We start from the raw sequence: 24,403 nt of genomic DNA, 5'->3' as shown, positions 1-24,403 counted from the left end.
CCCTGCACAAAACATCCCGGCCCCTCCGATTGGAGAGAACCGGGATGCTTTAAGCGGCGACTCGTAAGGGTCTTAGCTGATTAGGATGCGCTCGAGAGAGTACGCAGTGCCACAGACACTACAGCCAGGCGCGGGTGACCGGATGCGTCGGGAGCAGCTTCGCGAATCTCCTGCAGGACGCGGTCGATGTTGCCGACGCGGGTCGGGTGCTCCTCAACCCAGGTGTCCAGAGCCTGCTGTGCACCTTCCACAGTGGAGAAGTCGCCCTTGGCGCCCTCTGCCACGGACAGTGCCAGCTCTGCTGCGGTCTCGTAGAGGCTGCCGCGCAGTGCCTGACGTGCCAAGATCTCCCAGCGGTCGTTGCGGGGCAGGTCGGAGATGAGGCCGAGCAGCTCGTCCACGGTGAAGCGGTTGTAGGTTGCGAAGTAGACCGGTGCCAGCGAGGTTGCCTCGAAGTCGTGGTCGCGTGCCGAACGGATGACGTCCAGCAGGGCGTAGCCCTCGAAGCCGCGAATCCAGATGACGATGAGTTCCTCGGGCAGGCCCCATGCCTCGCCTGCATCACGCTTTGCACGAACACGCTCACGGGAGGTGCCGGAGAGGTACGCGGGCAGGTTACGGCGCATCTCGACGACGGACCCGAAGGTCTCCAGCAGCTCAGAGATACTGCTGCCAGCAACCACGCCACGCTCGGTGATGAACCAGCGGACTGCACGGTCCAGAACACGCTGGTTGTCGCGCAGAACGGTGAACCATGCATCCAGCGGGGTCTTCGGGGGCAGTTCGCGGTGCAGCTTAGCTGCGGTGCCCAGCTCGAAGAGCTCGCGAGCGACGATAAAGGCGCGTGCGACGGAATCGATACCGACGTTGAACTCCTCCATTACGCGGTATGCGAAGGTGATACCGCCGATGTTGACCAGCTCGTTAGCGACGCGGGTGCAGATGATTTCCTTACGCAGCGGGTGCGAGTCCAGGTGCTGACCAAAACGCTCAACCAGTGCTGCCGGGAAGTAGCTGCGCAGAACGCCTTCCAGGTAGGGGTCGTCCGCGAAGTCGGTCTGCTCCAGTGCGTGGGTGAGGTAAATCTTCACGTACGCAGCCAAGACGGACAGCTCGGGGCGGGTCAGACGCTCACCGGTGTTCTCCAGGCGTGCATCCAGCTCCTCGTCGGTGGGCAGGAACTCGACGGCGCGGTTCAGACCGGCGTGCTCTTCCAGGTCTTGCATGAGGCGCTTGTACAGGTTGAGGCCCAGGAAGGAACCGTGGAACTCACCCTGCAGCAGCACGTTCTGCTCAACGTTGGTGCCGAGCACCTTGCCGCCCACCTCGTCCTGCAGGGACTCGATGAAGGAAGCACGCTCTTCAACGGGCAGTTCGCCGTGTGCAACGAGGCGGTCTACCAGAATCTTGATGTTGACCTCGCGGTCACTGGTTTCCACACCTGCGGAGTTGTCGATTGCGTCGGTGTTGAGGATGACGCCGTTGAGCGCAGCCTCAATACGACCCAGCTGGGTGAAGCCGAGGTTACCGCCCTCGCCAACAATCTTGGCGCGCAGGTCCTTGCCGTTTACGCGCAGTGCGTCGTTAGCCTTGTCGCCTACCTGTGCATTGGTCTCGGTGGATGCCTTCACGTAGGTGCCGATACCGCCGTTGTAGATCAGGTCGACCGGTGCCTTGAGGATGGCAGAAATCAGCTCGGCCGGTGCCAGCTTGGTGACGGACTCGTCCAGGTCCAGTACCTCGCGCACCTCGGGGGTAATCTCGATGGACTTCAGGCCGCGAGAGTACACGCCACCACCGGCGGAAATCAGGTCGCGGTTGTAGTCCTGCCAGGAGGAACGGGGCAGGTTGTACAGGCGCTGACGCTCGTTGAAGGACACTACCGCGTTCGGGTTCGGGTCCAGGAAGATATCGCGGTGGTCGAATGCTGCGACCAGGCGGGTTGCTTTGGAGCGGAGCAGACCGTTACCGAACACGTCACCGGACATGTCGCCAATGCCGACTGCGGTGAACTCCTCGGTCTGAGCGTCGTGGCCGAGCTCAGCGAAGTGACGCTTGACGGACTCCCATGCACCGCGTGCGGTGATGCCCATTGCCTTGTGGTCGTAGCCGACGGAGCCGCCGGATGCGAAGGCGTCGCCCAGCCAGAAGCCGCGCTCGAGGCTGATTGCGTTTGCGGTGTCGGAGAATGCTGCGGTGCCCTTATCCGCTGCAACCACCAGGTAGTAGTCGTCAGCGTCGCGTGCTACAACACCCTCAGGGCGGACAACAGTCTCGGAGCCGTCATTGCCAACTGCGAGGTTGTCGGTGACGTCCAGCAGGGAGCCGATGAAGACCTTGTAGGACTCGCGACCCTCGGTGATCCATGCGTCGCGATCCACTGCGGGGTCGGGCAGCTGCTTGGGGAAGAAGCCGCCCTTCGCACCGGTGGGGATAATGACGGAGTTCTTCACCATCTGTGCCTTGACCAGACCCAGAACCTCGGTACGGAAGTCGTCGCGTCGGTCCGACCAGCGCAGGCCACCACGTGCAACGCTACCGAAGCGCAGGTGAACACCCTCAACGCGCGGTGAGTAGACGAAGATCTCGAACTTGGGGCGGGGCAGGGGTGCGAAGTCGATTTCCTGCGGTGCGACCTTGAACGCGAGTGCGGGGCGGTCAGCAAGGTATGCGTTGGTGCGCAGGATAGCGCGAATAACCTTGCCGAGGGAGCGCAGGTAGCGGTCAGCGTCCAGGGTGGGAATCTGGTTCAGTTCCTCAGCCAGTGCTGCTTCGATTTCCTCGCGGCGTGCGTTGCGCTGCTCGTCGTTCAGGCCGTTGTTCGGGTCGAAGCTGACCTCGAAGAACTCGACCAGGTGCTTGGTGATGGCCGGGTTAGCGAGCAGGGTGTTCGACATGAAGGACGGAGTGTAGCCCAGGCCCAGCTGAATCAGGTAGTGGTTCAGGGCACGGAACAGACGTACTTCCTGCCAGGTCAGGCCCTCAGCCAGGATCAGGCGGTCCAGGGTATCGGACTCGCGCTCACCGAGCAGGTAGGCGTTCAGGGCGTCCTCGTAAAGGGAAGCCACAACGTTTGCATCCACGCCCTCGGGGAACTGAACCCCAAAGTCGTAGAGGTAGCCGTAGTCTTCGCCGTCCTCAGGCTTGAACTCGTAGGGCTTCTGATCAACAACGACCAGACCCATATTCTGCATAACCGGCAGAAGCTCGGTGAGGGTGTGAGGTGCGGACAGGTAGGTCTTCAGTCGGGTGGTGTTGGCTTCGCCGGCTTCAACCTTGATTGCGGCGGGCTTCTGGCCCGAGAGAGATTCAAGAATCACGATATCCTCGATTGCTTGTTCTACTGTGTAATCGGCTCGGTAGGCTGCACTAGTCGCATCTGCCCAGGCTGATGCGAGTCGGCGGCCTTCCGCTCCGGGTTTCCATGCCTCAATAGCAGCTGCGGTTGCTTCCACCCAGGAGCGGGCGGCTTCTTGCAGTCGCTTTTCGAGAGCTTGATGATCCGTCTTCGGCACATCATTGGGGTTGGTGAGCCGAATGCGGAAAAATAGACGCGCCAACGATGAGGAGGACAGGTACACCTCATGGTCGATAGCACTAAGATCAAATTCCTGTTGGAATACCTGCTGGATTCGCGCACACACGTTCGTGTTGTAGCGGTCCCGCGGCAGGTACACCACAGCGGAAATAAACCGGTTGAACTGGTCTGCGCGCAGGAACAGGCGGGTCTTGCGACGCTCCTCCAGGCCCATAATGCCGCCGAAAGTTTCGGTCAGGTCATTAGCGGAGGCATGGAGCAGTTCCAGGCGCGGGTAGTCTTCCAGGGCACCCAGAAGCGCCTTGTCAGAGTAAGAACCGGGGTGGTAGCCGAGGCGGCGGCGCACCATGGCGATACGCTCACGCACCAGCGGAGTCTCAATAGCGGGCAGCGAGTACGCATGGCGGGTAAACAGACCCAGAATGACGTACTCACCGATAACGCGGCCGTTCAGGTCGAAGCGGCGCACACCAATGTAGTCCAGGTAGTCGTTACGGGCGACCGTGGAGCGGGAGTTCGCCTTCGTGATGTACACGGGGCGGGGGAACAGTGCACGTTCCAGAGTCTCGCCAGAAAGCTGGATACGGTTACGGCCCTCGGTAGTACGCAGAATACCGAGCGCCGAGCCGGGGCGGTCCACTAGGGAGATAGCACCCGACGTGCCATCCAGGATGCGCTCCTTGACGCCCATGAACACGAAGTTGCCGCGGGTCAGCCAGCGCAGGAAGTCCTGTGCCACCTCCACACGGGAGGCAGGCTCCACACCGCGCGGGTTGGCGGCGTAGGATTCCTCGCCGTGACCCAGGGTGGCACCGCGCAAATCGTACATTGCCTGAGCCATGTCGAAAACACGGGTGACCATGGCATCCAGATCGGTGTGGCAGGCACGCACGTCAGCGAGGACGCGCTCGATTTCCTTCTCGCAGCGGCGCTGATCTTCCACGGTAAGGTAGCGGGTCAGGCGGACTGCAATCCAGGATTCAATAGCGACCGTGGTGCCCGCCGGGGCGTTCTCACTGAGCTTCAGGGAGGGCACGCCGAGGGTAGCGGTATCACCACTGGCGAGGTTGCCGCGCATGCCGGTGCCGCGCATGCTCAGGATGGCGCCTTCCGGGTCACGTTCTACGAGGAAGGTCGGGTGAAAAATGGTAACGAAACCACCGAAGTGCGCTGCCAGGCATGCGGTCAGGGAGCTGACAATATGCGGCATGTCGTCGGTTGCGACGTACAGGGTGGTGTTGTATTCGTCGTTGCGGGCGGCAACAAGGGGGGTCTTAGGCATGCGAATTCGAGCTAGCGCACGGTGGGTGCGAGCCAAATCCTCTAACTCTGCCGGGGTGAATTCTTCACGCTCGTCTTCGGGGCTGTTCAGGAAATACTGCTCGACCCATTCATCGGCGCCAGCGAAGTGTGCCATAGCCTTGTCAGTCATTGACAATCTATCCTCCGAATATCGGTATCACTTCACTGTGACGGTGTCTGTGTAGTCTCACGTGCGCGCTCCAGCGCGCAAGTACTCATACCAAGCTTATACCTTCGAGGTGTTTCTGTCAGACATATCGCTCTTGTAGGGGTAGAAATTATTTTTATCTTCTTCCCAAATCCAGCACGCATTTGGTACGGGTTCAAGAAAGTAGGTGCATCTTGAGGGGTGGACACGTACAGTGAAACTATGAGTTTGCGTACTGAATCTTTCCTGGTGGGTCTCATTGGTGACGGCATCACCTCCTCCCTGACCCCTCCCATGCATGAGGCGGAAGCGGACGCGCACGGGGTGCGCTACCTGTACCGCCCCGTCGACCTGGACGCCATGAACCTCGATGGCGCCTCCGCCCCGGCGCTTCTGGATGCGGCGGCACTGCTCGGCTTTAACGCTTTCAATATCACGCACCCGTGCAAGCAGTCGGTCATGGAGCACCTGCACGAACTTTCGGATGCGGCACGCGCCCTGGGCGCGGTCAATTGCGTGGTAATTGGTGAGGATGGTAGCTTCTACGGCGATAACACGGACTACTCCGGGTTCATTGCGGGATTGACGCGCGGCCTGCCGCAGGTGGCGGAGGATCCGGCGCGCCTGGAGCACGTGGTGCAGCTGGGTGCTGGTGGTGCCGGTAGCGCCACGGCGTACGCGCTGTGCCGCCTGGGGGTGCGCCGCCTGAGTCTCTTTGAGCGTGACGCGGCGAAGGCGCAGGGGCTTGCGGAGCAGCTGGGTGGGCTCTTCCCGCAGACCCGGATCGAGGTGCTGAGCGACGATGAGCGCCTCATTGAAGCTCTACTACAAGCTCAGGGTTTGGTGAACGCAACCCCGGTGGGTATGCACGTGCATCCGGGTATGCCGTTGAGCGAGTCGGTGCTGAGCGCCGGGGTGTTGCGTAAGGGCCTGTGGGTTGCGGATGTCATCTACCTGCCGCAACAGACGCAGCTGGTGCGCGCAGCGCGTGCCGCCGGGTGCGAGGTACTGACGGGTGGCTACATGGCGGTGGGTCAGGCGGTGGATGCGTTCCGCCTCTTCACCGGGCTGGAACCAAACGCTGAGCGTATGGCGGCGCATTTTGAGGCGCTGATTGCGGCTCAGCAGGGGGCTTAGAAAGTTAAACACAGGTGGGGTTGGATAGGTATCTATCCAACCCCACCTGTGTTTATTCTATATACAGAATATATTGTTTGGGTTATGCATCCAGTTCCACAAGGGACTTCTTGTACCCCTCACGAGCCGTCAGCGCACCCAACGCCACGAGCACACACATGGCGACCGTGAACACGGCGGGCAACACCGCGTTATGCAGGTCGGCACCGGCGAGGCTCGTCGCCACGGCGGGTGCCACGCCTCCAGAAATTGCGAAGCCAATCTGGGTACCCAGCGCCAGGCCGGTCACGCGCACGCGGGTCGGGAACATCTCCGCATAGAAGGCGGGCCACACACCGTTCGCCATGGAGTACAGCGCACCGTGCATGAGCACGCCATAGGCGAAGATACCCACCCAGTTACCCTCGGTAATCGCCCCGAGGTACGGGAACATCACCAGGGACGAAGCAACCGCACCGGTAATGAACACAGGCTTACGACCGATCCGGTCGGCAAGCATGGCAGCAAGCGGAATCGCAATCAGGCCGAGGGTGTTGGAGGCGACCGGCACCAGCAGCATCGTGCTGCGGTCAAGGCCGTAACCCTTGGTGGCGAAGGAAAGCGCGAAGGTCGTGAAGACCATGTTCACAGTGTTGACCATGGCGCACACGGCGATGGTGAGCACGGCGCGCTTGTGGTGCTTGAAGACCAGCATGAGCGGGGATTCGCTGAGCTTTTCGCGCTGCAGGTAGGCGGGCGGCTCGGAGAGGGTGCGCCGAATCAGCCAGGCGGTCACCACCACGAAGGCGGAGAGCCAGAAGGGCACGCGCCAGCCCCAGCTGAGCAGGTGCTCATCCGGCAGGGCGGCGAAGGGGATGAATACGGCGGTTGCCAGTAGCGAGCCGAACTGGGTGCCTTGCAGGGTCCAGCTGGTCGTAAAGGCGCGCTGATGCTCATTGGCGTGCTCCAGGGAGATGGAGATGGAGCTTGCCTGCTCACCGGCGGCGGAGAGGCCCTGAATCATGCGGCAGATGACCAGCAGGGTGGGGGCGAGGATACCAGCCTCGCTGTAGGTCGGCAGGCAACCGATTGCGAAGGTGGCAAAGCCCATCAGGAAGAGCGTGAGCATCAGGACGAATCGGCGGCCGTAGCGGTCACCGAGGGGTCCAACGATCATGGCACCGAAAGGACGTACAACGTAGGCGACACCCACAACCACCATGGACTTGAGGATGCCGATGGCGGCGGTGTCTTCGGGGAAGAAGATGCGGTTGAGCACGATTGCCGCGGCGGTGCCGTAGACGGCAAAGTCGTAGTATTCGAGGGCGGAGCCTATCCAGCTGGCGAGGGCGGCTCGTCGTGGTGATCGGGCGGGCGCGTCGGTGCGTCGGCTCATGGGTGGCTCCTTCGGTGCTATACCCGTTGGGAGGGGCGGGGCCGCGGTGTGGGCGGTCCGTGCGGTTTGTCAATGTGCCCTTCCAGTGTAGGGAGCGCACCGCCTGTTTTCCATAGGGTTACCTAAGTTCCCATTTTGTGGCGCTTCCACTTGGTCACCAAAAATGCGCAGTGTAGCATGCGCTAGATTATCTCATCGGTAGGTTTTGTCATATAGATAAAAGGGCAGCGGGGAATATTTCGATTCCCCACCACCCCCACCGTATGATGTACCTGTATGTAGTTCCATCCGCCGCATTTCGAAGAGGTACTATGCCGTCACCCCGCACCAGCATCATCATGCCGGTCTACAACACGGCTGACACTGTCGTCGCCGCGATGGAGTCCGTTCTGGCGCAAACCGACCCCGACTTTGAGCTGCTGGTAGTGGTTGACGGCTCCCCGGATCACTCCTCGAAAGTGATTCACGAGTTCCTACAGAACACCCCCGATCCCCGCATCCGCCTGTTCGACAATGAGCAGAACGCCGGCGTGTCTGCGGCACGTAACCAGGGTCTGGATGAGGCGCGCGGCGAGTGGATTACGTTCATCGATTCTGATGACACGTACCGCCCCGAGTTCCTGGAGCGCCTACACGCCGCGGCGGCGCGTAACGGCGCGGATGTGGCAACCTGCGGTCACACCATTGCCCGCGCCGACGGCTCCACGATGGACCGCCCGCAGGGTGCACCCGGCACGTACACGGGTCGCGATATTGCCATCAACTATCTGCTGAACCGTTTTACGGGTTTTGTGCACGATAAGATTTTCCGTGCTTCGCTCTTCTCTTCGGTACGTTTCGCAACCGATATTCACCGCGCCGAGGATGCCCTCGCGGTCTTTGAGTGCCTCATGCAGGCGCAGAAGCTTGAGGTTATCCCGGACTGTCTGTACCTGTACCACATGGGCTCTGAGGGCCTGACCTGGGGCCGCGTGACCCCGGTGGAGGAAAGCATCCGTCACACCCGCTACATGCGTGAAGCGGGTGCACCCCTGCTCTCCTCGAAGGAGGGTCAGCAAGCGATGGCGATTTCTTCTGCGGTGACCTACCTGAATAATGCGCAGCAGGCGCTCATGAGCGATAGCGCCGACTCGGACGCGGTAATCCGCGAATGCCGCCGCCAAATCGAGTGGGGTTGGGTTATACCGGCGCTACGTTCTAGCCCGGTGGTGGGTGCGGCGAGCCTGCTGTTGAAGCTCTCCCCCGCCCTGTACCGCACCCTGTACGGCGCGTACGTTCGCCGCGCCTACGGCATGTAACACCTCAGCGTTTTTATCATCACAGTTCTTATTAGCCCCGTTCTCAAAGGTTCCCACCCTATGTCTGCCACCCCTCGCACGAGCATCATTATGCCGGTCTACAACACCGCCTCCACCGTCATTGCGGCGATTAAGTCGGTGCTGGCGCAGACCGACCCCAATTTTGAGCTTCTGGTCATGATTGACGGCTCCCCGGATAATTCGGCGCAGCTGATTGCCGAGTACCTGCAGCAGAACCAGGATGAACGCGTGCGCGTGTTCAATAACCCCAAGAATCAGGGCCTGTCCGCGATGCGTAACCAGGGCCTGGAAGAGGCGCGGGGCGAGTGGGTGACTTTCCCCGATTCTGACGATGCTCTCTACCCGACCTTCCTGGAGCGCCTGCACTACCACGCCGAGCGTACTGGTGCGCAGGTGGTCAATTGCGCCCACAACATGGTGGCAACCAACGGTTCAACCACACAGCGCCTCAAGGGCACCCCCGGCATGCTGACCGGTCAGGAAGCGGCGTTCGCCCTGCTCAAGGACCAGCTGTCTCCTTACGCCTGGGATAAGATAATTCGCCGTGAACTATTTGAAGGTGTTCGATACCCGCAGATTGAACGTGCTGAAGATGAGTGCGCACTGTTGGACTGCTACCTGCGAGCGCAGAGCGTGACCGTCATTGATGAGCCGCTGTACGCCTACGCGGTGAGCGCGGGAAGCCTGACGTGGAGCCGTATTACTCCCCTGGATGAGACGCGCCGCCTGCTGGAGTATTTTGAGAAGTCTCTGCAGCGTACGAGCACGTATCATCTGCCCGCAGGTCAGGAGGCGCTGACCGTTGCCCGGGTTCTTGCGTACCTGAATAACGCGCAGCAGGCGCTGATTGTGGGCGGCGGGAGCGCACCGGCTGTGCTGGCGGGTTGCCGTCGTGGTTTTACGGTGCGTGATGCGCTGCTTGCGTTGCGCATCCGCCCGGTGTTTGGTGCCGCCGGTCTGCTGTTGAAGACCAGCACGCCACTGTACCGTCTGCTGTACGGTGCGTACGTTAAGCGGGTCTATAACCTTTAGAATTCGGGTGCTTGTACCCATCACACTCACACACATTGATTGGAGCGGATTTTTATGTCCTCCAAACCTGCATCGGCGCAGGTGGTGTCCTCTCAACCTGCGGATGCTCAGCCTGAGTCTCAGGTGCCTGCCGCGCGCCCTAAGCCCGCGCGAAAGGTGTACCTGGATCTTATTAATGTTCTTGCCATTATCTTCGTGGTGGCGTTGCATGTGCGGTTCAACTACCGGGTGGATTACGATTCGCCCGGCTGGGTTCTCGAGAATATTCTTTCGGGTACCGCGGTTGCCGCAGTGCCGCTTTTCTTCATGGCCTCGGGTATTACCCTGCTGAATTTCACGAACCGTGAGAGTGTCGGTACGTTCTATAAGAAGCGTTTCACGAAGATTCTGATTCCGCTGCTGGTGTGGGGTCAGGTGTATCTCTTTGCACGCAGCTGGTTTAAGCACACTCCCCTGCCTACGGGTGAGGAGATTCTGGCGGTGCTGTTGGCGCCGAACAAGGTGGGTGTGACCCTCTGGTATTTGGAGGCGCTCATCGGCGTGTACCTGGTGTTGCCGATCTTCTCGTACGCCCTGCGCGGTGCCGGTGAGAAGAAGGTGCAGCTGGCGTGGCTGATGGCGGCTCTAGGGCTTCTGATGCCCATTGCGACTGCTTCTCTGCAGAAGATTAATCCGCAGTTTATGCCGGAGTTCTCTGCACCCATTGTGGGGTATGTGGGCTTCTGCTTCTTAGGTTATGCGCTGGCGAATACGGAGTTCAGCCTGCCGTGGAGTCTGGTCATCTATGTGCTGGGTATTGCCGGTTCCCTGACACATATTCTGGTGGGCCCGTACCTGGTACTGAACCACCAGGGCCTGGGCGGTTTGGCCACCGAGTACCTGTCTATTCCGACGATTTTCTGGGCTTCGGCGGTTTTTGTATTCTTCAAGTCTCTGCCGCTGAATCGCCTGCCGGAGGCGGTTCAGACGGGTCTGCGTAAGCTGTCAGCTCTGACTTTTGGTGTGTACCTGATTCACCTGCTGATTATTCAGGGCCTCGCCGCCTACGGTTGGCCGCTGGTGGATTACCGCCTGGAGGCACCCTACGCGCTGCTGGTGTGGGCTTCTTCGCTGATTCTGGTGTGGCTACTGCGCTGGATTCCGCCGGTCCGTAAGTGGCTGATTCCCTAGCGGTGAGCCGCCTACCGGGTAAACCTATGGGAGGGGCACGTACATGATATACGTGCCCCTCCCATAGGTTTTTAAGCAGAGGTTTTTAAGCTACTCGGCGTGAGTTTATTTGGCGCGAGCTTCTTCCGCGCGGGATGCCAAAGACACACCCACCATATGCACCACGAAGCCGCAGACCGGGCCGACCGCCAACGCCACCATAGCGCGCGGCACCAGCGGCGCGGGGATTATGAACGCCAAGCTCAAGGTCACCGCCGCGGCAACCACCCAACCGGCAAGGTAGATGCGGTGCTGGTTCACCGCGAGCGCCATATTGCCCGAGAGAGTCATGAGCGCCAGCAGTGCCGAGGCGAAGACCAGCGCACCCAGGGTGGTGCCGGAGGCTGCCGCCTCGTACGCGGACTCTGCACCTGCGGCAGGCGGGTAAATCAGGCGGAACAGCAACGGACCCATCAGGTACGCCGCCAACGCGCCCACAGCACCCACAGCCACCACTGCGGCGGCAGGCTTAATGAACGCCGCTACGGGGCGGTGGCGCTGCTTCAAGAAAGCAGAAACCGCCACGCCCTGAAACGCCTGCAGGGGAATCATAATCGGTGAACGGGTAATGGAAATCGCCAGGATCAGGGTGCCCAGTACGACCGGTTCGCTCTCCGCGGCGCCACTCGCTTTCAACACGTTCGGGAATCCCATCATCAGCACCGCCGCGGCGGCAGAGGACAGGAACGACCAGAGGATATTTGCGCTCAGGCGGCGCGCGGGCACATCGGCGCGGGCAACCCACAGGCGGCGACCCGAAACGGTCACGAACCCCAGGATGAGCCACAGACCCATCGGCACAACGGTTGCCACCTCAAGGCCGGCAAGGGAAGGAATGAGTAGGGCCGCCGCAAGCATGAGGATGAGGCGCCCGGCAGATTCCAGACCGCCCACCGCCGCGAAAAGGTACCAGCGGTCCTCACCAGCGGTCACGCCGCTCATAGTCGCCTGCAGGGCGTAGAGGAACACGCCCACCGCCATAACGGTCACGCCCACCGCCGCCGAATGCGGAATCTGCTGGCCCGCCCACAGAGGGGAGCCCACCAACACCAACGCACCAGCGATAGCACCTAAAGCCGCGGTCACCGTAACCACGCGAGCGCCCTGCGGCGCGGAACCCTCAGCAGATGCAGCCCCGCCGGATGCAGCCCCGTCAGCTACAGCATGAGTGCGCGCCGTACCCACCGCGCGCGTAATCTCCGGCTGAATACCCGTGATAATACCCGTCACCGTGAAAAGCGCCGCCCAGAACAGCAGGAACTCCGTCAGCTCCGAACCGTTCAGGGCACGCTGAGCAATCATGGTCACCACCAGCGTGGAGACCGCCGCCAACAGGGACGAACCCAAAAGCGCCAGGGACTGGTAGCGGGTGACCGTACCCGAAGACTGGGTCTCCCGAGAGGGGTGTTCCTCCACCCCGCTCTTATCGGGGTGCTGTACCGACTCGCTCACCGCGTCCTCCTCATTCCTAGCCGCCAATATAGCCGCCAACACAAACCATCATTACATACGCAGATGCGCCGCACATCCACCGCAGGATGTACGACGCACCGCACACAAATATAGGTTTACTTCACCACATGCTCGGCAAGGTTCTTAACACCCTGCCACTTCTTCGCCAGGGCCGCCTTCGGCAGCAGAGTCAGCGCGTGAGCACGCGAAGAGAAACGAATACGGGCCACGCGGGCAGCCTTCGTCCAACCCAGGGCAGTCATCTCATCAGCAATGGTGTTCATGTAACGGCGCTCCTCATCAAAGCGGGTACCTTCCAGGGCACGCCAAGACGAGTCAGAACCACCGTGACGACGGTACATGAACGCAACCTGCGGGTCGTAGTACAGGGAGCCGCCACGCATCGTAATGTCCAGAATCAGCGCCATATCCTGCACAACGTTCAGGCCCTCACGGAAGCCGGTGCCCACGATAGCGTCCTTACGCCAACCCAAGGACGGGAAGTAGAACCACGCGCCGCGCAGCAGGGAGGTAGCCAGCTCCTCACCCTGCAGAACAGCCTCACCCTTGGGACGGTAGAACGCCTTAGTCTGCTCCACCAGAGTGTTCGACAGGCCGTTGTTCTCATCAATCACGACCACGCCGGGCTGGAAAATGGATGCCTCAGGGTGCTTCGCCGCCGAATCCACCAGCCACTGCACATAGTTGGGGAGCATAACGTCATCAGCACCCATGACGGTGACCAGGTCATTCTCGACGAAGGTCAAGCACTTACGGTAATTACCGTTCGCGCCCAAGTTCTTCTCGTTACGCATGTAAGTGATGCGCTCATCCTTCAGCGACTCGAACCAGCCGGGAATCGAATCATCCGGGTAGCCGTCATCGATAACAATCATGCGCCAGTCCGGGTTGGTCTGACCGACCACAGACAGCACAGCCTGCTTCATCATGGCGACGTCGCCGTAGTAGGGGAACAGAATATCAACGGTCATGAGGTATTACTCCAAGCTCAAGCGTGTAGAAACGTATAAAAATCAGGGGCTTTAGGGCTTCTTCTGCTCTCGCTCCGTAGCGCGGGAAGCGCCCTGCGGCTGACGCTGAAGAGCTTTCATAATCGCAACTTCTTCAGCGAGGGTACGCATATCATCCGTAATCTTCGAGATAGCCAGGGTCAAGTGCAAGCTAATACCCATCAGCATAATAATCGCCAGTAGGAACAGCAGGTTGACCGGGGTCTCAATACCCGCCAGACGCGAGAGGGCATCCAAAAGCTTCGGGAAAAGCGCTAGCACAATCATGATGACGCCAACAATAAGCCACAGTGCGGCATACTTTTCCTTCATCTTCTGGTTGCGTACCTGTGCCAGAACGAGAACCTCCATCACCACCACGATGAGAAGGAAGAAAATATTTGCACTCATTTACTTAGACCCCACATTCGTTTTCTGGCGAGTCATCGACATGCCAAACGAGAAGAAAGAACGAACCAGGTACACCGCAGACTTCCACGGACTTGAAGAAGGAGTACCACCCTGACGCTCACGCATCTCAACCGGCACCTGCTTAACAGTCAAGCCAGAACGAATCGCCATCACGCAGGCATCAATACAGTCACCCAGATACTCAGCAGGTAGATGCTCGCAATACTGCTCAATCGCCTTGCGGTCTGCCGCACGGAAGCCGGAAGTGGCGTCGGTGAACTTCTCGCCTGAAATCATCGTAAACATACGGGCCAGAACCACCATCGCCCACTTACGCGGACCAGAAACCTTATAGTTCGTCGCCTCAGCAAAGCGGGAACCGATCGAGATGTTGACATCCTCCAGGCCAGAAAGCACAGTGCGGATACCCTTCGGGTCATGCTGGCCATCAGCATCAACCTGAATTGCGCGATCATAACCGGCCTGGCGAGCATACTTGTAGCCGGTCCGCAAAGCGCCACCGATACCCATGTTGTAGGGAAGATCAATCACGAAAGCGCCGGCAGCGCGCGCAATCTCAGAGGTGCGGTCGGTGGACCCATCATTGACGACCACCAGGTCGACCTCAGGCATCATGCGGAAAAGTTCCTCAATCGTCCCGCCAATCACCTCCTCCTCGTTCCATGCTGGCATGATAATGAGTGTTCGAGGAGTCTGCGAAAGTACCTCAGAGTTCATGCAGTGCTTATACCTTCCTGCTTTCGTGTATGTGTATGTCGGCATACACTGCGGGCATACCAAATTCCATCTTATCAGTAGAGACGGTACAGGATTTAAAGGATAACGAAGGGGCGACGCTATACACGCCGCCCCCAATTATTTAAACCTACACCCGTTATTTAAACCTACACCCGCGAAGATAGAAATCCCATGCTAAGAGTTATCACACGCGGTGATACGGTACAGAACAATAGAGCCCGAAGAATATACCGGTGTCATCAAATCAGTGGCGCTAGCCTCCACCAGAGCATCGTAATTCTTCTGGGCACCAGGGCCGAAGTTCAGCTGGTTCTCCATATGTACGTACCAATAAGCACGGTATTGCTTTACCTCACGACACACCTCGGGGTTCGTGGCGGCATCCTTCAAATTATTGATGATTGCCGCGTACTTCGGAGAGGTCTGGAACTCAAAGTGGTAACTGGTCAAGTGACGATCAGCCAATGCGTATATAAAGGGGCTTCCGTCCCAGGGATTATTCACAATAGTGTCACTCTTGGGGACAATCTTCGGAATCTCATTAATGACGTTCAACTCATCCTGGGTCACAACCACAGAAGACGGCGTTACCTGATATTCCTTCGACACAGCCAACGTTGTCTCCTGCACCGAAGGAACACGCGAAGTCAGACCGGCAAGAACCAAAACCAACACCGCGGCAGCACCCATTCCGGTCGTCGCCACATTCAGACGCGCCGTACGTGGAACGCGACGGACTATCCAGGTGAGCAGCCCCTCCACGAAACCACCCAATCCAATACCAGCCAGAACTGCTGAGGGGAATACGATTAGCGCCGCCAAGCGGAAGTGGTCAGTGTACCAGGGGCCCACCATCAGCAAACGAAAGTCACCGCGCGGCACAGTAGCCGCAATAATCCACAGGTAACCAATCAGTGCCCAGCTAGCAATCAGCCACAGGTTACGACGCTTGTATAGCAGATACCCGACACCCCATAACGCCAGGAAACCCACTACATGAGAAGGATTGAAAGTATCACCCAGCTGGTTGGCGTTCTCCAAGCCTAGGAAGAGGAACTGATAGAGGGCCTCACCCTCGGTCAGAATCGGCGACCAAGTATTACTTGCAAACTCAGCGGGACGTAATACACGCCAGGCCCCTACACAACCAACCAGGACAGCCAGTAGCAGGATGGAACCCACCCACTTCTGGCGAGAGGTCAGCTCGCGCGAGCGCACTACCCACGTCACCCCGGCCAGTAGCAGGGGTACAGCAAAGGCTGCGGCAGAGACCACCGCATTCGGATGCACCAGCGCCAGACCCGCAAGACCAACCAGGGAGACTAAACCGAGCGATAGGGATGCCGAATACTCGCGGCGTACCATCACCTGTACCAGGTACACCATGAGCGCCACAAATGAAGGTAGCAGGGCATAGCCCAGCAGGTTCGGGAAGAGCACACCCCAGCGCAGTAGCAGGCCCGGAAAAGCCGCAAAACCGCAAATCATCGCCGGAATAGCTAGGGCCTGCAGGCGGCGCAGCTTCGGGATGCTCAGGCTCAGCGCCACCAGCGAGCAGGGCCACAAAATGCCGGCAGCCAGTAGCACGGTCACAATGGTGGCGGTCGCAATACTCGTACCCGTGGTGCTATAAATCAGGGACACAAAATCGTGCCAACCCGCCGGGTAGAACGTCGGCTCCTGGTTCGCTGCAGCGACTGCTCCAAGGGTCAGGCTTGAGGCATCCCCGTGCTCCTGAATCCAGCGAATCGCATTCATATGGAAGGAATTATCCAGGCTCTGCGAAAAAGCCTCCGGGCCATACACCATGTCCTCGGTCATATGCGTCACTAGGAACCCGCCCAGCACCGCACCCATCACGGGCCAGGCCACCGGGATATCGTTACCCGACCAGGCCGCGGAGGTCAGCGCAGGCCAGCGGCGACCCACCAGCCACATAAGACCAGCAGCCGCAGCCACCAACACGGCAGCGACCGACACAAAAGAAATCAGACTCCACGGAATACCGGTTTTACCCAGCACAATCGCGGAGACAGACACCAGGGCAAACGTCAGCAGCGGCGCATAAAAAACGCGCAAACGTGCAGGAACACGCAACGCCCAGCCCATCGCATAGCCTGGGCCGAAAGCCAACACAACCGCAAAAAGTAGCAGCGGAATAGTTGCCAACCAGCTCATTAACCCTCTTCTCCCCACAGTTCACGCACCGAAAAACCCCTCAAATACGGGGTGCGGCGCGCTTTCGAGTACCTATCAAGGATACCCCAGAGGCTTCTTTACCCCGGCGAAACCCCGCAGAAGAGAGGGACAGTACCCACAACCCGCTACTCAGACCCCGAAACGAGATAATCAGCGGAGTGCATCTTCGAAGCTCCCATAAGACGAAGATTATGACGTAATATTTCACGCTCAATGTCACGAAAGGTTCGCCTAAGAAACATAGGGCAATAAATAAGGTGTTCACCACCCATTAGCTTTACTCTGAACATATCTCCCCTTAACAAAGGGTCGCCCAGAGCAAACACCACAGGACGAACCCTCAAACGCAGCCGCAGAAGAAAGGGTCGATCATGACCGAAACCATTGCAGCACAGGCACCCCTCGCCGACACCTCCGAGCAGTTCAAGCTCGCCTTCGGCCACCAGCCCGCAGGCGTCGCCATCATCACCGCAACCGATGAAAACGGCGCACCCGCAGGTTTCACCGCCTCCTCGCTGACCTCCGTGTCCGCAGACCCCGCCATCATTGCCTTCTCACTGAAGGCAAATAGCGGCTCCGCAGCAAAGATCGCTGCAGCTTCATCCTTCCTCGTGCATATGCTCGACGCTGAGAATGTCACCATCGCGAAGAACTTCGCAACCCACGACTACCCCCGCTTCGCAGACACCAGCACCTGGGAATTCGTCTCCACCGGCGAACCCCTCGTCCACGGTGTAGGCCGCGTACTGCGCGCAACCCCGCTCAGCCGCGTTGAGGCTGGCCCCGCAATCGTCTTCACCGCGCAGGTTGAAGAGTTCATCCGAAACGACTGCGAAGGTACCCCGCTGGTCTACCACTCGCGCAACTTCCACGCACTGGGCGACCACTCGAACGTGAATAACTACAGCATCTAACCCCGCGCAGGGGTCACGGGGCGGTATTCGACGACCATGAGGCGACGAATACCGCCCCGCGGCGTACCCTGAACATAAAGCGCACGCGGCACACGACAGCGCGCAGCAACACAGCGCACCCAACACAGCACAGAAGGAACAGTCATGACGGCTCAAACTACCCAGCCCGTATCCCTCCCCTGGCTCGAAAAGCTCATTGCGATCCCGACCATCTCCGGAACCTCCAACCTGGAACTTATTGAGCTCATCGAAGCCGAATTTGCTCGCTACGGCTACAGCGGCGTGCGCACCTACAACGAGGACGGCACCCGCGCCAACCTGCTGGTCACCATCCCTGCCGCTGACGGCACCACTCGCGGCGGCGTTATCCTCTCCGGTCACACGGACGTCGTACCCGTCGCCGGTCAGGCGTGGGACGCCGACCCGTTCACCCTGCGCGTGGAGGGTACCCGCGCCTACGGCCGCGGTGTCTGCGATATGAAGGGGTTCCTCGCCGTTGCGCTCTGGTTACTGCCGCGCGTTGCCGAGGCGACGCTGCGCACTCCCCTGCACTTCGCGTTCTCCTACGATGAGGAAATCGGTTGCATCGGTGCCCCCTCCCTCATCGAGGAGTTCGTGGCGCGCGACCTCGCCCCCGACTACGCGATTGTTGGTGAGCCTTCTAGCATGCGCATTATCTCCGCGCACAAGGGTGCGCACCGCGGTCGCGTCACCTTCACCGGCGTGGCCAAGCACGGTTCCCTTGCCACCCACGGCGTGAACGCGGTCGCCGCAGCCGGCGAGTTCATCACCTTCTTCACCGATATGGCGGACCAGTGGGAGGAAGAAGGCCCGTTCGACGAGTCGTTCATCATTCCCCACTCCACCGGTAGCGTGAACCTGGCAACCGGCGGCCTGCAGTACAACATCGTCGCTGAGCAGGCGGTCGTAGAGTACGATGTGCGCACCCTGCCGCAGGTGACCACTGAGTCCTTTGTGGAGCGTATTGACCGCGAGCTTTCGGAGGTAATCCTGCCCGATCTGCAGGCACGCGCCGCACGCGCCGAGAAGCTGGCTGGCGCGGAGCCCGGTAGCCTCACCTCCCGCGTGGGTGTGAAGCATGAGCTACTCGCCGCCGTGCCGGGCCTGGGCACCGCCGATGACGCGCCACTCATTCATTTGGCGAACGAGTGGCTGGGCGCCGACGGTGCACCGCAGAAGGTCACCTACGGCACCGAGGCGGGCCAGTTCCAGCGTGCCGGCGTGCAGAGCATCATTTGCGGCCCCGGCGACATCGCCCAGGCGCACACTCCGAACGAGTGGATTGAGCTGGAGCAGCTGAGCGAATGCGAGCGCTTCTTCGAGGCGATTCTCGACTGGGCGAGCGCCAAGTAGTAGCCGTGTAGCTGCCGTGTAACAACCGAGTAGCGGCGTAACAGCCAGCCCACCGCGGTTCGCAAGAACCACAGTAAGAGCCGCATAAAAATTACAGAAACTGCCCGGGTACCCCGTGAGGTGCTCGGGCATTCTGTGCTGATGGCAGGTGGTGCGGGGGGGCGCTGATGGCGGGGGCGAGTGTTGGTTTGATTACGGGTTTATTCGTAAGTTTCTCTATGGGTTCAACCGCGATTTGAAGGAGCGAGTCCAAGGTGTGGAATATGACCGGTTTTCCCCTCATCTTCCACATTTATTTTTAAATGAAAAACCCGAAAAATCGCTTATGTCTAAGGGTGAAATAACACTAAAGTATTGCCCTTCTAGGGTATTCAGGGTTCCATAGATGCCAAAGGTTAAACACGCTACTCGGGCGGCACAACCCCACACAAAACCACACCTCCCTCACGCTCGGCACTGCGCACCCGCAGTTCACTACCTGAAGGACACCCCGTGTACACCATCAGCCCCTACCTCGCCGAATTCCTCGGCACGCTCATCATGTGCACCATCGGCTGCGGCGTCATCGCCAACGTCGAACTTCGCCGATCCAAAGGCCACGGCGACAACTTCTTCACCATCGCCTTCGGTTGGGGCTTCGCCGTCACCTTCGGCGTCTACGCCTCCCACGCCTACTCCGGTGGCCACCTCAACCCCGCCGTGTCCATCGGTCTGGCAGCCTACGGAGAGTTCCCCTGGGAGAAGGTTCCCGGCTACATCATCGCCCAGGTCATCGGCGCAATGGTCGGCGCCGGACTGGTTTACCTCAACTACCTGCCGCACTGGAAAGCAACCGCCGATAAGAAGATTAAGCTCGGCGTTTTCGGCACCGTCCCCGCTATTCACAACTACTTCACCAATGCACTCTCCGAAATGATTGGCACGTTCATGCTGGTCTTCTCAGCACTGTACACCGGCGTGAACTTCAAGCCGTCCATCAGCGGCGGTGTGGAGCTCTCTCTCAACCTCAACGACGTGCTCAAGCCCCTCGCCTTCGGCTTCATGGTCGCAGTGCTCGTCATCGGCCTGGGCGGTCAGACCGGCTACGCCCTGAACCCCGCCCGTGACTTCGGTCCGCGCCTCATGCACGCCCTGCTGCCCCTCCACGATAAGGGCGCTTCGCGCTGGTTCTACGCGTGGGTTCCGATCTGCGGCCCGATTGCCGGCGGTTTCATGGGTGGCGCGTTCTTCAAGCTCTACTACGAGGGTCAGGTCAGCCCGTGGCTGTTCGTCTCCAGCGCTCTAGCGATTGTGGTTCTGCTCTTCGCATGGTGGGCTAATAGCCACCTGTACCGTGCCCCCAGCTCCGAGGTCATCCCCGAGTTTGAGGACACCCACGCTACCGCGGCGGCACGCGCGGCAACCTACACGCCGACCGGTTCCATGCCGATTCTGCTCCCCGAAGAGGTGAAGGGCAACCGCAGCACCCGCGTCGTGAACCGGCTGACCGAGGACGACTAGTCTTCCCGCCCGAGAACTTCCCTGTCTAGGGCTTCATCGAGCCGGGTTTATCTGAATAGATTTATCCGGCGAGGTTTCATCTAAAAAACAACAAACCCCTCATTTTCATAACCTGCACAATACCGGTCAGGTTATGAAAATGAGGGGTTTGTTGCGTCTACCTCGCGGAAGGGACATGGGGACTTTCAGGGGCTCCTAGGCCGCGGCGGTAGCCCTTGTCAGCGCCCGGTCATGCCTAGCCGCGCGGCGCTTCTGAATCGCGCGCACCACCCAGATGCAGACCGCACCCAAGACCGCACCGGCAGTGTTATTCACAATGTCATCCACATCAAAAGTGCGGTAGGTGAAGCCCGCCAGACCCCAGTTACCGGTCAACTGGCTCAACTCAATGAAGCTCGACAGCGCGAAGCCACTCAGCGCCGTGGCGCGCAGACCCCAGCGCAGGCAACCCGCAGTAAAGAAGCCCAAGGGGATGAACAAGGCAACATTGAAGAAGAGCTGCGCATACACGGTCGTTGCGAAGCGGCGCAGACCCATGCCGGCAGTCAAATCCCACGCCTGCTGCCAGCTCCAACCCACATAGAAACGCGGATAGTACAGCTCGGGGTTCGTGACGCTATTGGAAGAGCCAATCGGGGTCAGCGTCAGAGAAAGAATAGAAGCAAGGAATAGCGCAAAGGACGCGGTCAGTAGGTACTGGCGGATGCTGTGCGCTCGACCGGTCTTCTTGGCGCGCAGGCGCATACCAATAAATCCGATGATAGAGAGTACGACAGTAAGCGCCGCAATCTCGATGGCGAAGGTGCCAATCATGTGTTTACTGAGCAGTTCCTGCATGCCGTGTGTTCCTTAGGTCGTGAGAGTGAGTTATACACACCCCACCTGCATATATGCCTGTTCTAACATGTATTCTTGGTGGTATATAGCGGGTGACCATTCATGCCCGCCGCATATCGTTCACCACCAGTGTAAAAGACCGCCCTATGGCTCACCCTAGGCGAAACTGTGAAAAAGCTGTACACGCACCCAAACACACTATGAGAACCACCACAGCCGGCACCGTCAGTACAGAACATCCGGCGGGAACACCGGCGCAATATACCGACCAAACAGCAACACAAACAGCAACGCACCCGCCAGAGCTGCCACCATCGCACCCACAACCTGCACCAGCCACAGCATCAGGAACTTCACCATCTTGCCCTCAGAACGGGCGGTCAGCGCCTCCACCATGGCGGTTGAGAACGTCGTAAACCCACCCAGCAGACCGGTCGTAATCACCGTGCACCAGAACGCCACCTGATCCGTGGCGTTATAGTGCACCCCCAGCGCGCGAGGATTAGACACCGGCATAATCAGCAGGCCGTACAGGAACGAGCCCACCAGGTTAATCACGAACACCGGGCTAATAATCGACGACTCCGTGCGCAGGCGAGGCGACATCGCCTTATCCAAGAAGAAGCGGGTCATCGCACCCAAACCGCCGCATAGGAAAACCATCAGAGCGAAAAACATTAGCGGCCCTCCTCAACATCACGAGCGGGCACCAGGCGGGACGCCACAAAACAACCCGTCAGCATGCCCGCCGCAGCGGCAACCAAACCACCCACCAGCAGCACCGCCACAGCCAGCACCATATATTGAGTATGTACCGTGTACGGCAGAAAAATCGTCTGCGCTAAAACCGCCGCAATCGACGAATATGTCGTATAGCCGCCCATCATGCCGGCACCAAAGAGCAGGCGGAACGAATGAATCCGCTCCTCACCATCACGGCGCGCGTAGGCGTTCCACACCATCGTCAGCAGGCCCAGCGTAAACGAACCCAGCAGGTTCGCCACCAGCACGCCACCGGGAGTGTACACGCGGCACAGCGCCCCCGTACCGCCTCCCAAAAAGACAAGAAAAGGGGCAGGCACACGGTTCAGAACGCCTCCTATCCACTGTCGGATACTCGCGCGGTTCCTCATCGCCCTGCACCTGCCCTTTCGTCTCGTATTAGTCTTCAAAGTGCGCCGTAGCGCACAAACGCACACTAATACTTTACTCTGACCCGAGCTTGCTACCCGAGTCGGCGACAGCAGACTCACGCTCGTGCTGAATATTCTCGCTCATCTTCTCACTCAACGCGGCTCCCTCAACATCCATATTCGGAGTGAGGCGGTCCACCCACTTCGGCATCCACCACGCCTTATCGCCCAGCAGAGCCATAATCGCCGGGGTCAGCGTCATGCGCACAATGAACGCATCCACGAGCACACCGAACGCCAAACCAAAGCCCATCAGGCGGATCATCGTCGAATCAGCAAAGATGAAGCCGCCAAACACCGAAATCATAATGATCGCGGCAGCCACCACCAAGCGCGGATTCACTCAGGTTCGCGTCGAACTGGACGGTTGCCCCGTGCAAGTTCGCCAACTCAATGTCGGACATGACCTTCTGCAATTCGGCGGACAGAACCTCGTAAATCTTCTTCTTAAACGAGACAGTCGCAATCGCCGTGGACTAATCTTTAGAGACCATACGGTAACCGGAGGTGAAGTCGTAGAGCTTCTGCTGACGCTCCAGATGCTCACGCTGTGCAGGCAACTCACTCTCAGTCTTCTGCAGCTGGTTGCGCTGCTTGTCCAGCTTCTTCTTGCCTTCAGCCAGCTCATCCTTCTTGGAGGCGATTTCTGCGCGACCCGCGTCAACCTGCTTCTACTCTTCGGTGAGGGCGGTGCCGTCACCGGTCGTGAGAATGATCTGGCCGGAGCCGCGGTTGGCACTGGGGGAAGCGTTAGGCAAGCTCGTTGGAGAGCTGCTGGGTGCGTGTGAATGCGGCGTGTGGTTTGCCCTGTACGGTGAACACTGTGTCCTAATTTTAGGCAAAAAACACCCGCCCCGGGCACCTGCAGGTGAGGTGCCCGAAGCGAGAGTGTTTGAGTGTTAAACGCTATGAGGCTTAGTTTGCGAATTCGCCCTGAACCAGACGGCCCAGGTAGTCGAGTGCTTCGAGGACACACTGGCGCATCGCTTCGATGGCGAGTGCTTCGGGGGCTTCGGGGGCTTCTGCTGCAACCTTGACCGTTATTTCTTCAGCGTGGGTGAGGTAGTAGTAGACACCTTCACCGATGGTTTCGGAGAGGGTGGAAGCGAAGACTGCCACGCGTAGGTAGGGCAGGTCGGGGTATGCCGCGAGGTACTGTTCGAGGAAGATGTCGTAGGTGCGCTCGAGGATGACGTGCGAGTATTCTTCGAACTTCGCAGGGCTGTCCATTTCGAGGGCGTAAAGCAGGTGCACGAAGGGTGCGATGTACTCTTCGAGGGTGTTACTCATGAAGACCTTGCGGGCGATGGATAGCATTTCGGCTTCCATGCTTGCGTTTTCACCGGAGACGGTGAAGTCGGATTCCTCGAAGATGCGGTTGAAGTACTGGTTTATGCGGGTGACCAGCACGTCGTCTACGGAGGCGAAGTGGTTGAAGATGGTGCGGCGGGAGACGCCTGCGCGTTCTGCGAGTCCTTCTGCGTTGAGGGCACCGTAGCCACCCTCGAGGATGAGGGATTCTGCTGCCTCAACGATTGCGATGCGGTTCTCTGCCTTGCGAGCGGAACGCTTGTCCGTGATGTTTGCGGGGGATTCAACAAGATTAGCCATACTTTTTACAATACGCGCAATGTTTCACCGGGAGCAACTACTGGAGGGTTAGATTCACCACATATTTGCACTCTAGGTAATAA

Annotated in this window: 18 protein-coding genes and 1 pseudogene; 7 read left to right on the top strand and 12 right to left on the bottom strand. The window is 59.4% G+C overall.

Annotation, left to right across the window (positions count from 1 at the left end; all coding sequences use genetic code 11):
- Nucleotides 1-80: 80 nt before the first annotated feature.
- Nucleotides 81-4,970, bottom strand: coding sequence for an NAD-glutamate dehydrogenase (locus NML54_RS06665; RefSeq protein ID WP_254756854.1), 4,890 nt, complete (start codon nucleotides 4,968-4,970; stop codon nucleotides 81-83).
- A gap of 240 nt (nucleotides 4,971-5,210) precedes the next feature.
- Between NML54_RS06665 and NML54_RS06660 the strand changes: the two genes are divergently transcribed.
- Nucleotides 5,211-6,125, top strand: a complete 915-nt coding sequence (locus tag NML54_RS06660; protein ID WP_254756852.1) for a shikimate dehydrogenase — start codon at nucleotides 5,211-5,213, stop codon at nucleotides 6,123-6,125.
- 82 nt (nucleotides 6,126-6,207) lie between these two features.
- Here NML54_RS06660 and NML54_RS06655 read toward each other — a convergent pair whose 3' ends face one another.
- On the bottom strand, nucleotides 6,208-7,500 hold the full coding sequence (locus NML54_RS06655) for an MFS transporter (protein ID WP_254756850.1): 1,293 nt from the start codon (nucleotides 7,498-7,500) through the stop codon (nucleotides 6,208-6,210).
- A gap of 311 nt (nucleotides 7,501-7,811) precedes the next feature.
- Here NML54_RS06655 and NML54_RS06650 point away from each other — a divergent pair, with 311 nt between their 5' ends.
- From NML54_RS06650 to NML54_RS06640, 3 genes are read left to right on the top strand one after another with little or no spacing between them, the layout of a single operon-like run.
- Complete coding sequence (locus NML54_RS06650; RefSeq protein WP_254756848.1) at nucleotides 7,812-8,798, top strand: glycosyltransferase family 2 protein; 987 nt, start codon at nucleotides 7,812-7,814, stop codon at nucleotides 8,796-8,798.
- Between the two features lie 15 nt (nucleotides 8,799-8,813).
- Entirely contained in the window at nucleotides 8,814-9,851 is a 1,038-nt protein-coding gene (locus NML54_RS06645) for a glycosyltransferase family 2 protein (protein ID WP_489686307.1), read from the top strand.
- A 54-nt stretch (nucleotides 9,852-9,905) separates the two neighbouring features.
- A complete protein-coding gene (locus NML54_RS06640) occupies nucleotides 9,906-11,021 on the top strand; it encodes an acyltransferase (RefSeq protein WP_254756844.1) in 1,116 nt (371 codons plus the stop codon).
- 105 nt (nucleotides 11,022-11,126) lie between these two features.
- Here the strand turns inward: NML54_RS06640 and NML54_RS06635 are convergent, their stop codons facing one another.
- The 5 genes from NML54_RS06635 to NML54_RS06615 form a co-directional block, all read right to left on the bottom strand.
- Complete coding sequence (locus tag NML54_RS06635) at nucleotides 11,127-12,512, bottom strand: hypothetical protein (protein WP_254756842.1); 1,386 nt, start codon at nucleotides 12,510-12,512, stop codon at nucleotides 11,127-11,129.
- A 116-nt stretch (nucleotides 12,513-12,628) separates the two neighbouring features.
- A complete protein-coding gene (locus tag NML54_RS06630) occupies nucleotides 12,629-13,504 on the bottom strand; it encodes a glycosyltransferase family 2 protein (protein WP_254756840.1) in 876 nt (291 codons plus the stop codon).
- A 51-nt stretch (nucleotides 13,505-13,555) separates the two neighbouring features.
- A complete protein-coding gene (locus NML54_RS06625; RefSeq protein WP_254756838.1) occupies nucleotides 13,556-13,933 on the bottom strand; it encodes a DUF2304 domain-containing protein in 378 nt (125 codons plus the stop codon).
- On the bottom strand, nucleotides 13,934-14,671 hold the full coding sequence (locus tag NML54_RS06620; protein WP_254756836.1) for a glycosyltransferase family 2 protein: 738 nt from the start codon (nucleotides 14,669-14,671) through the stop codon (nucleotides 13,934-13,936). It lies immediately after the preceding gene.
- A gap of 195 nt (nucleotides 14,672-14,866) precedes the next feature.
- Nucleotides 14,867-16,870, bottom strand: a complete 2,004-nt coding sequence (locus NML54_RS06615) for a DUF6541 family protein (RefSeq protein WP_254756834.1) — start codon at nucleotides 16,868-16,870, stop codon at nucleotides 14,867-14,869.
- A 392-nt stretch (nucleotides 16,871-17,262) separates the two neighbouring features.
- Here NML54_RS06615 and NML54_RS06610 point away from each other — a divergent pair, with 392 nt between their 5' ends.
- The 3 genes from NML54_RS06610 (at nucleotide 17,263) to NML54_RS06600 (ending at nucleotide 20,679) form a co-directional block, all read left to right on the top strand.
- On the top strand, nucleotides 17,263-17,805 hold the full coding sequence (locus tag NML54_RS06610; protein ID WP_254756832.1) for a flavin reductase family protein: 543 nt from the start codon (nucleotides 17,263-17,265) through the stop codon (nucleotides 17,803-17,805).
- 144 nt (nucleotides 17,806-17,949) lie between these two features.
- Nucleotides 17,950-19,179, top strand: coding sequence for an acetylornithine deacetylase (gene argE / locus NML54_RS06605; protein WP_254756830.1), 1,230 nt, complete (start codon nucleotides 17,950-17,952; stop codon nucleotides 19,177-19,179).
- Nucleotides 19,180-19,671: 492 nt separating this feature from the next.
- Nucleotides 19,672-20,679, top strand: a complete 1,008-nt coding sequence (locus NML54_RS06600) for an MIP/aquaporin family protein (protein WP_254756828.1) — start codon at nucleotides 19,672-19,674, stop codon at nucleotides 20,677-20,679.
- A gap of 195 nt (nucleotides 20,680-20,874) precedes the next feature.
- Here the strand turns inward: NML54_RS06600 and NML54_RS06595 are convergent, their stop codons facing one another.
- The 5 genes and pseudogenes from NML54_RS06595 to NML54_RS06575 form a co-directional block, all read right to left on the bottom strand.
- Nucleotides 20,875-21,516, bottom strand: a complete 642-nt coding sequence (locus NML54_RS06595) for a VanZ family protein (protein WP_254756826.1) — start codon at nucleotides 21,514-21,516, stop codon at nucleotides 20,875-20,877.
- A gap of 225 nt (nucleotides 21,517-21,741) precedes the next feature.
- Nucleotides 21,742-22,194, bottom strand: a complete 453-nt coding sequence (locus NML54_RS06590) for a fluoride efflux transporter FluC (RefSeq protein WP_005504159.1) — start codon at nucleotides 22,192-22,194, stop codon at nucleotides 21,742-21,744.
- Complete coding sequence (locus NML54_RS06585) at nucleotides 22,194-22,598, bottom strand: fluoride efflux transporter FluC (RefSeq protein WP_254756824.1); 405 nt, start codon at nucleotides 22,596-22,598, stop codon at nucleotides 22,194-22,196. Before NML54_RS06585 ends, NML54_RS06590 begins: the two co-directional genes overlap by 1 nt.
- Nucleotides 22,599-22,722: 124 nt before the next feature.
- A pseudogene (locus tag NML54_RS06580) lies at nucleotides 22,723-23,040 on the bottom strand (MMPL family transporter); the annotation flags it as partial.
- A 584-nt stretch (nucleotides 23,041-23,624) separates the two neighbouring features.
- Nucleotides 23,625-24,320, bottom strand: a complete 696-nt coding sequence (locus tag NML54_RS06575; protein WP_254756822.1) for a TetR/AcrR family transcriptional regulator — start codon at nucleotides 24,318-24,320, stop codon at nucleotides 23,625-23,627.
- Nucleotides 24,321-24,403 lie beyond the last annotated feature (83 nt).

This window comes from Rothia gullae, from assembly GCF_024294905.1.
In the GTDB taxonomy this organism is placed as follows: domain Bacteria; phylum Actinomycetota; class Actinomycetes; order Actinomycetales; family Micrococcaceae; genus Rothia.
The sequence above is the reverse complement of the archived record's forward strand: the minus strand, read 5'-3'. Positions and strand labels throughout refer to the sequence as shown.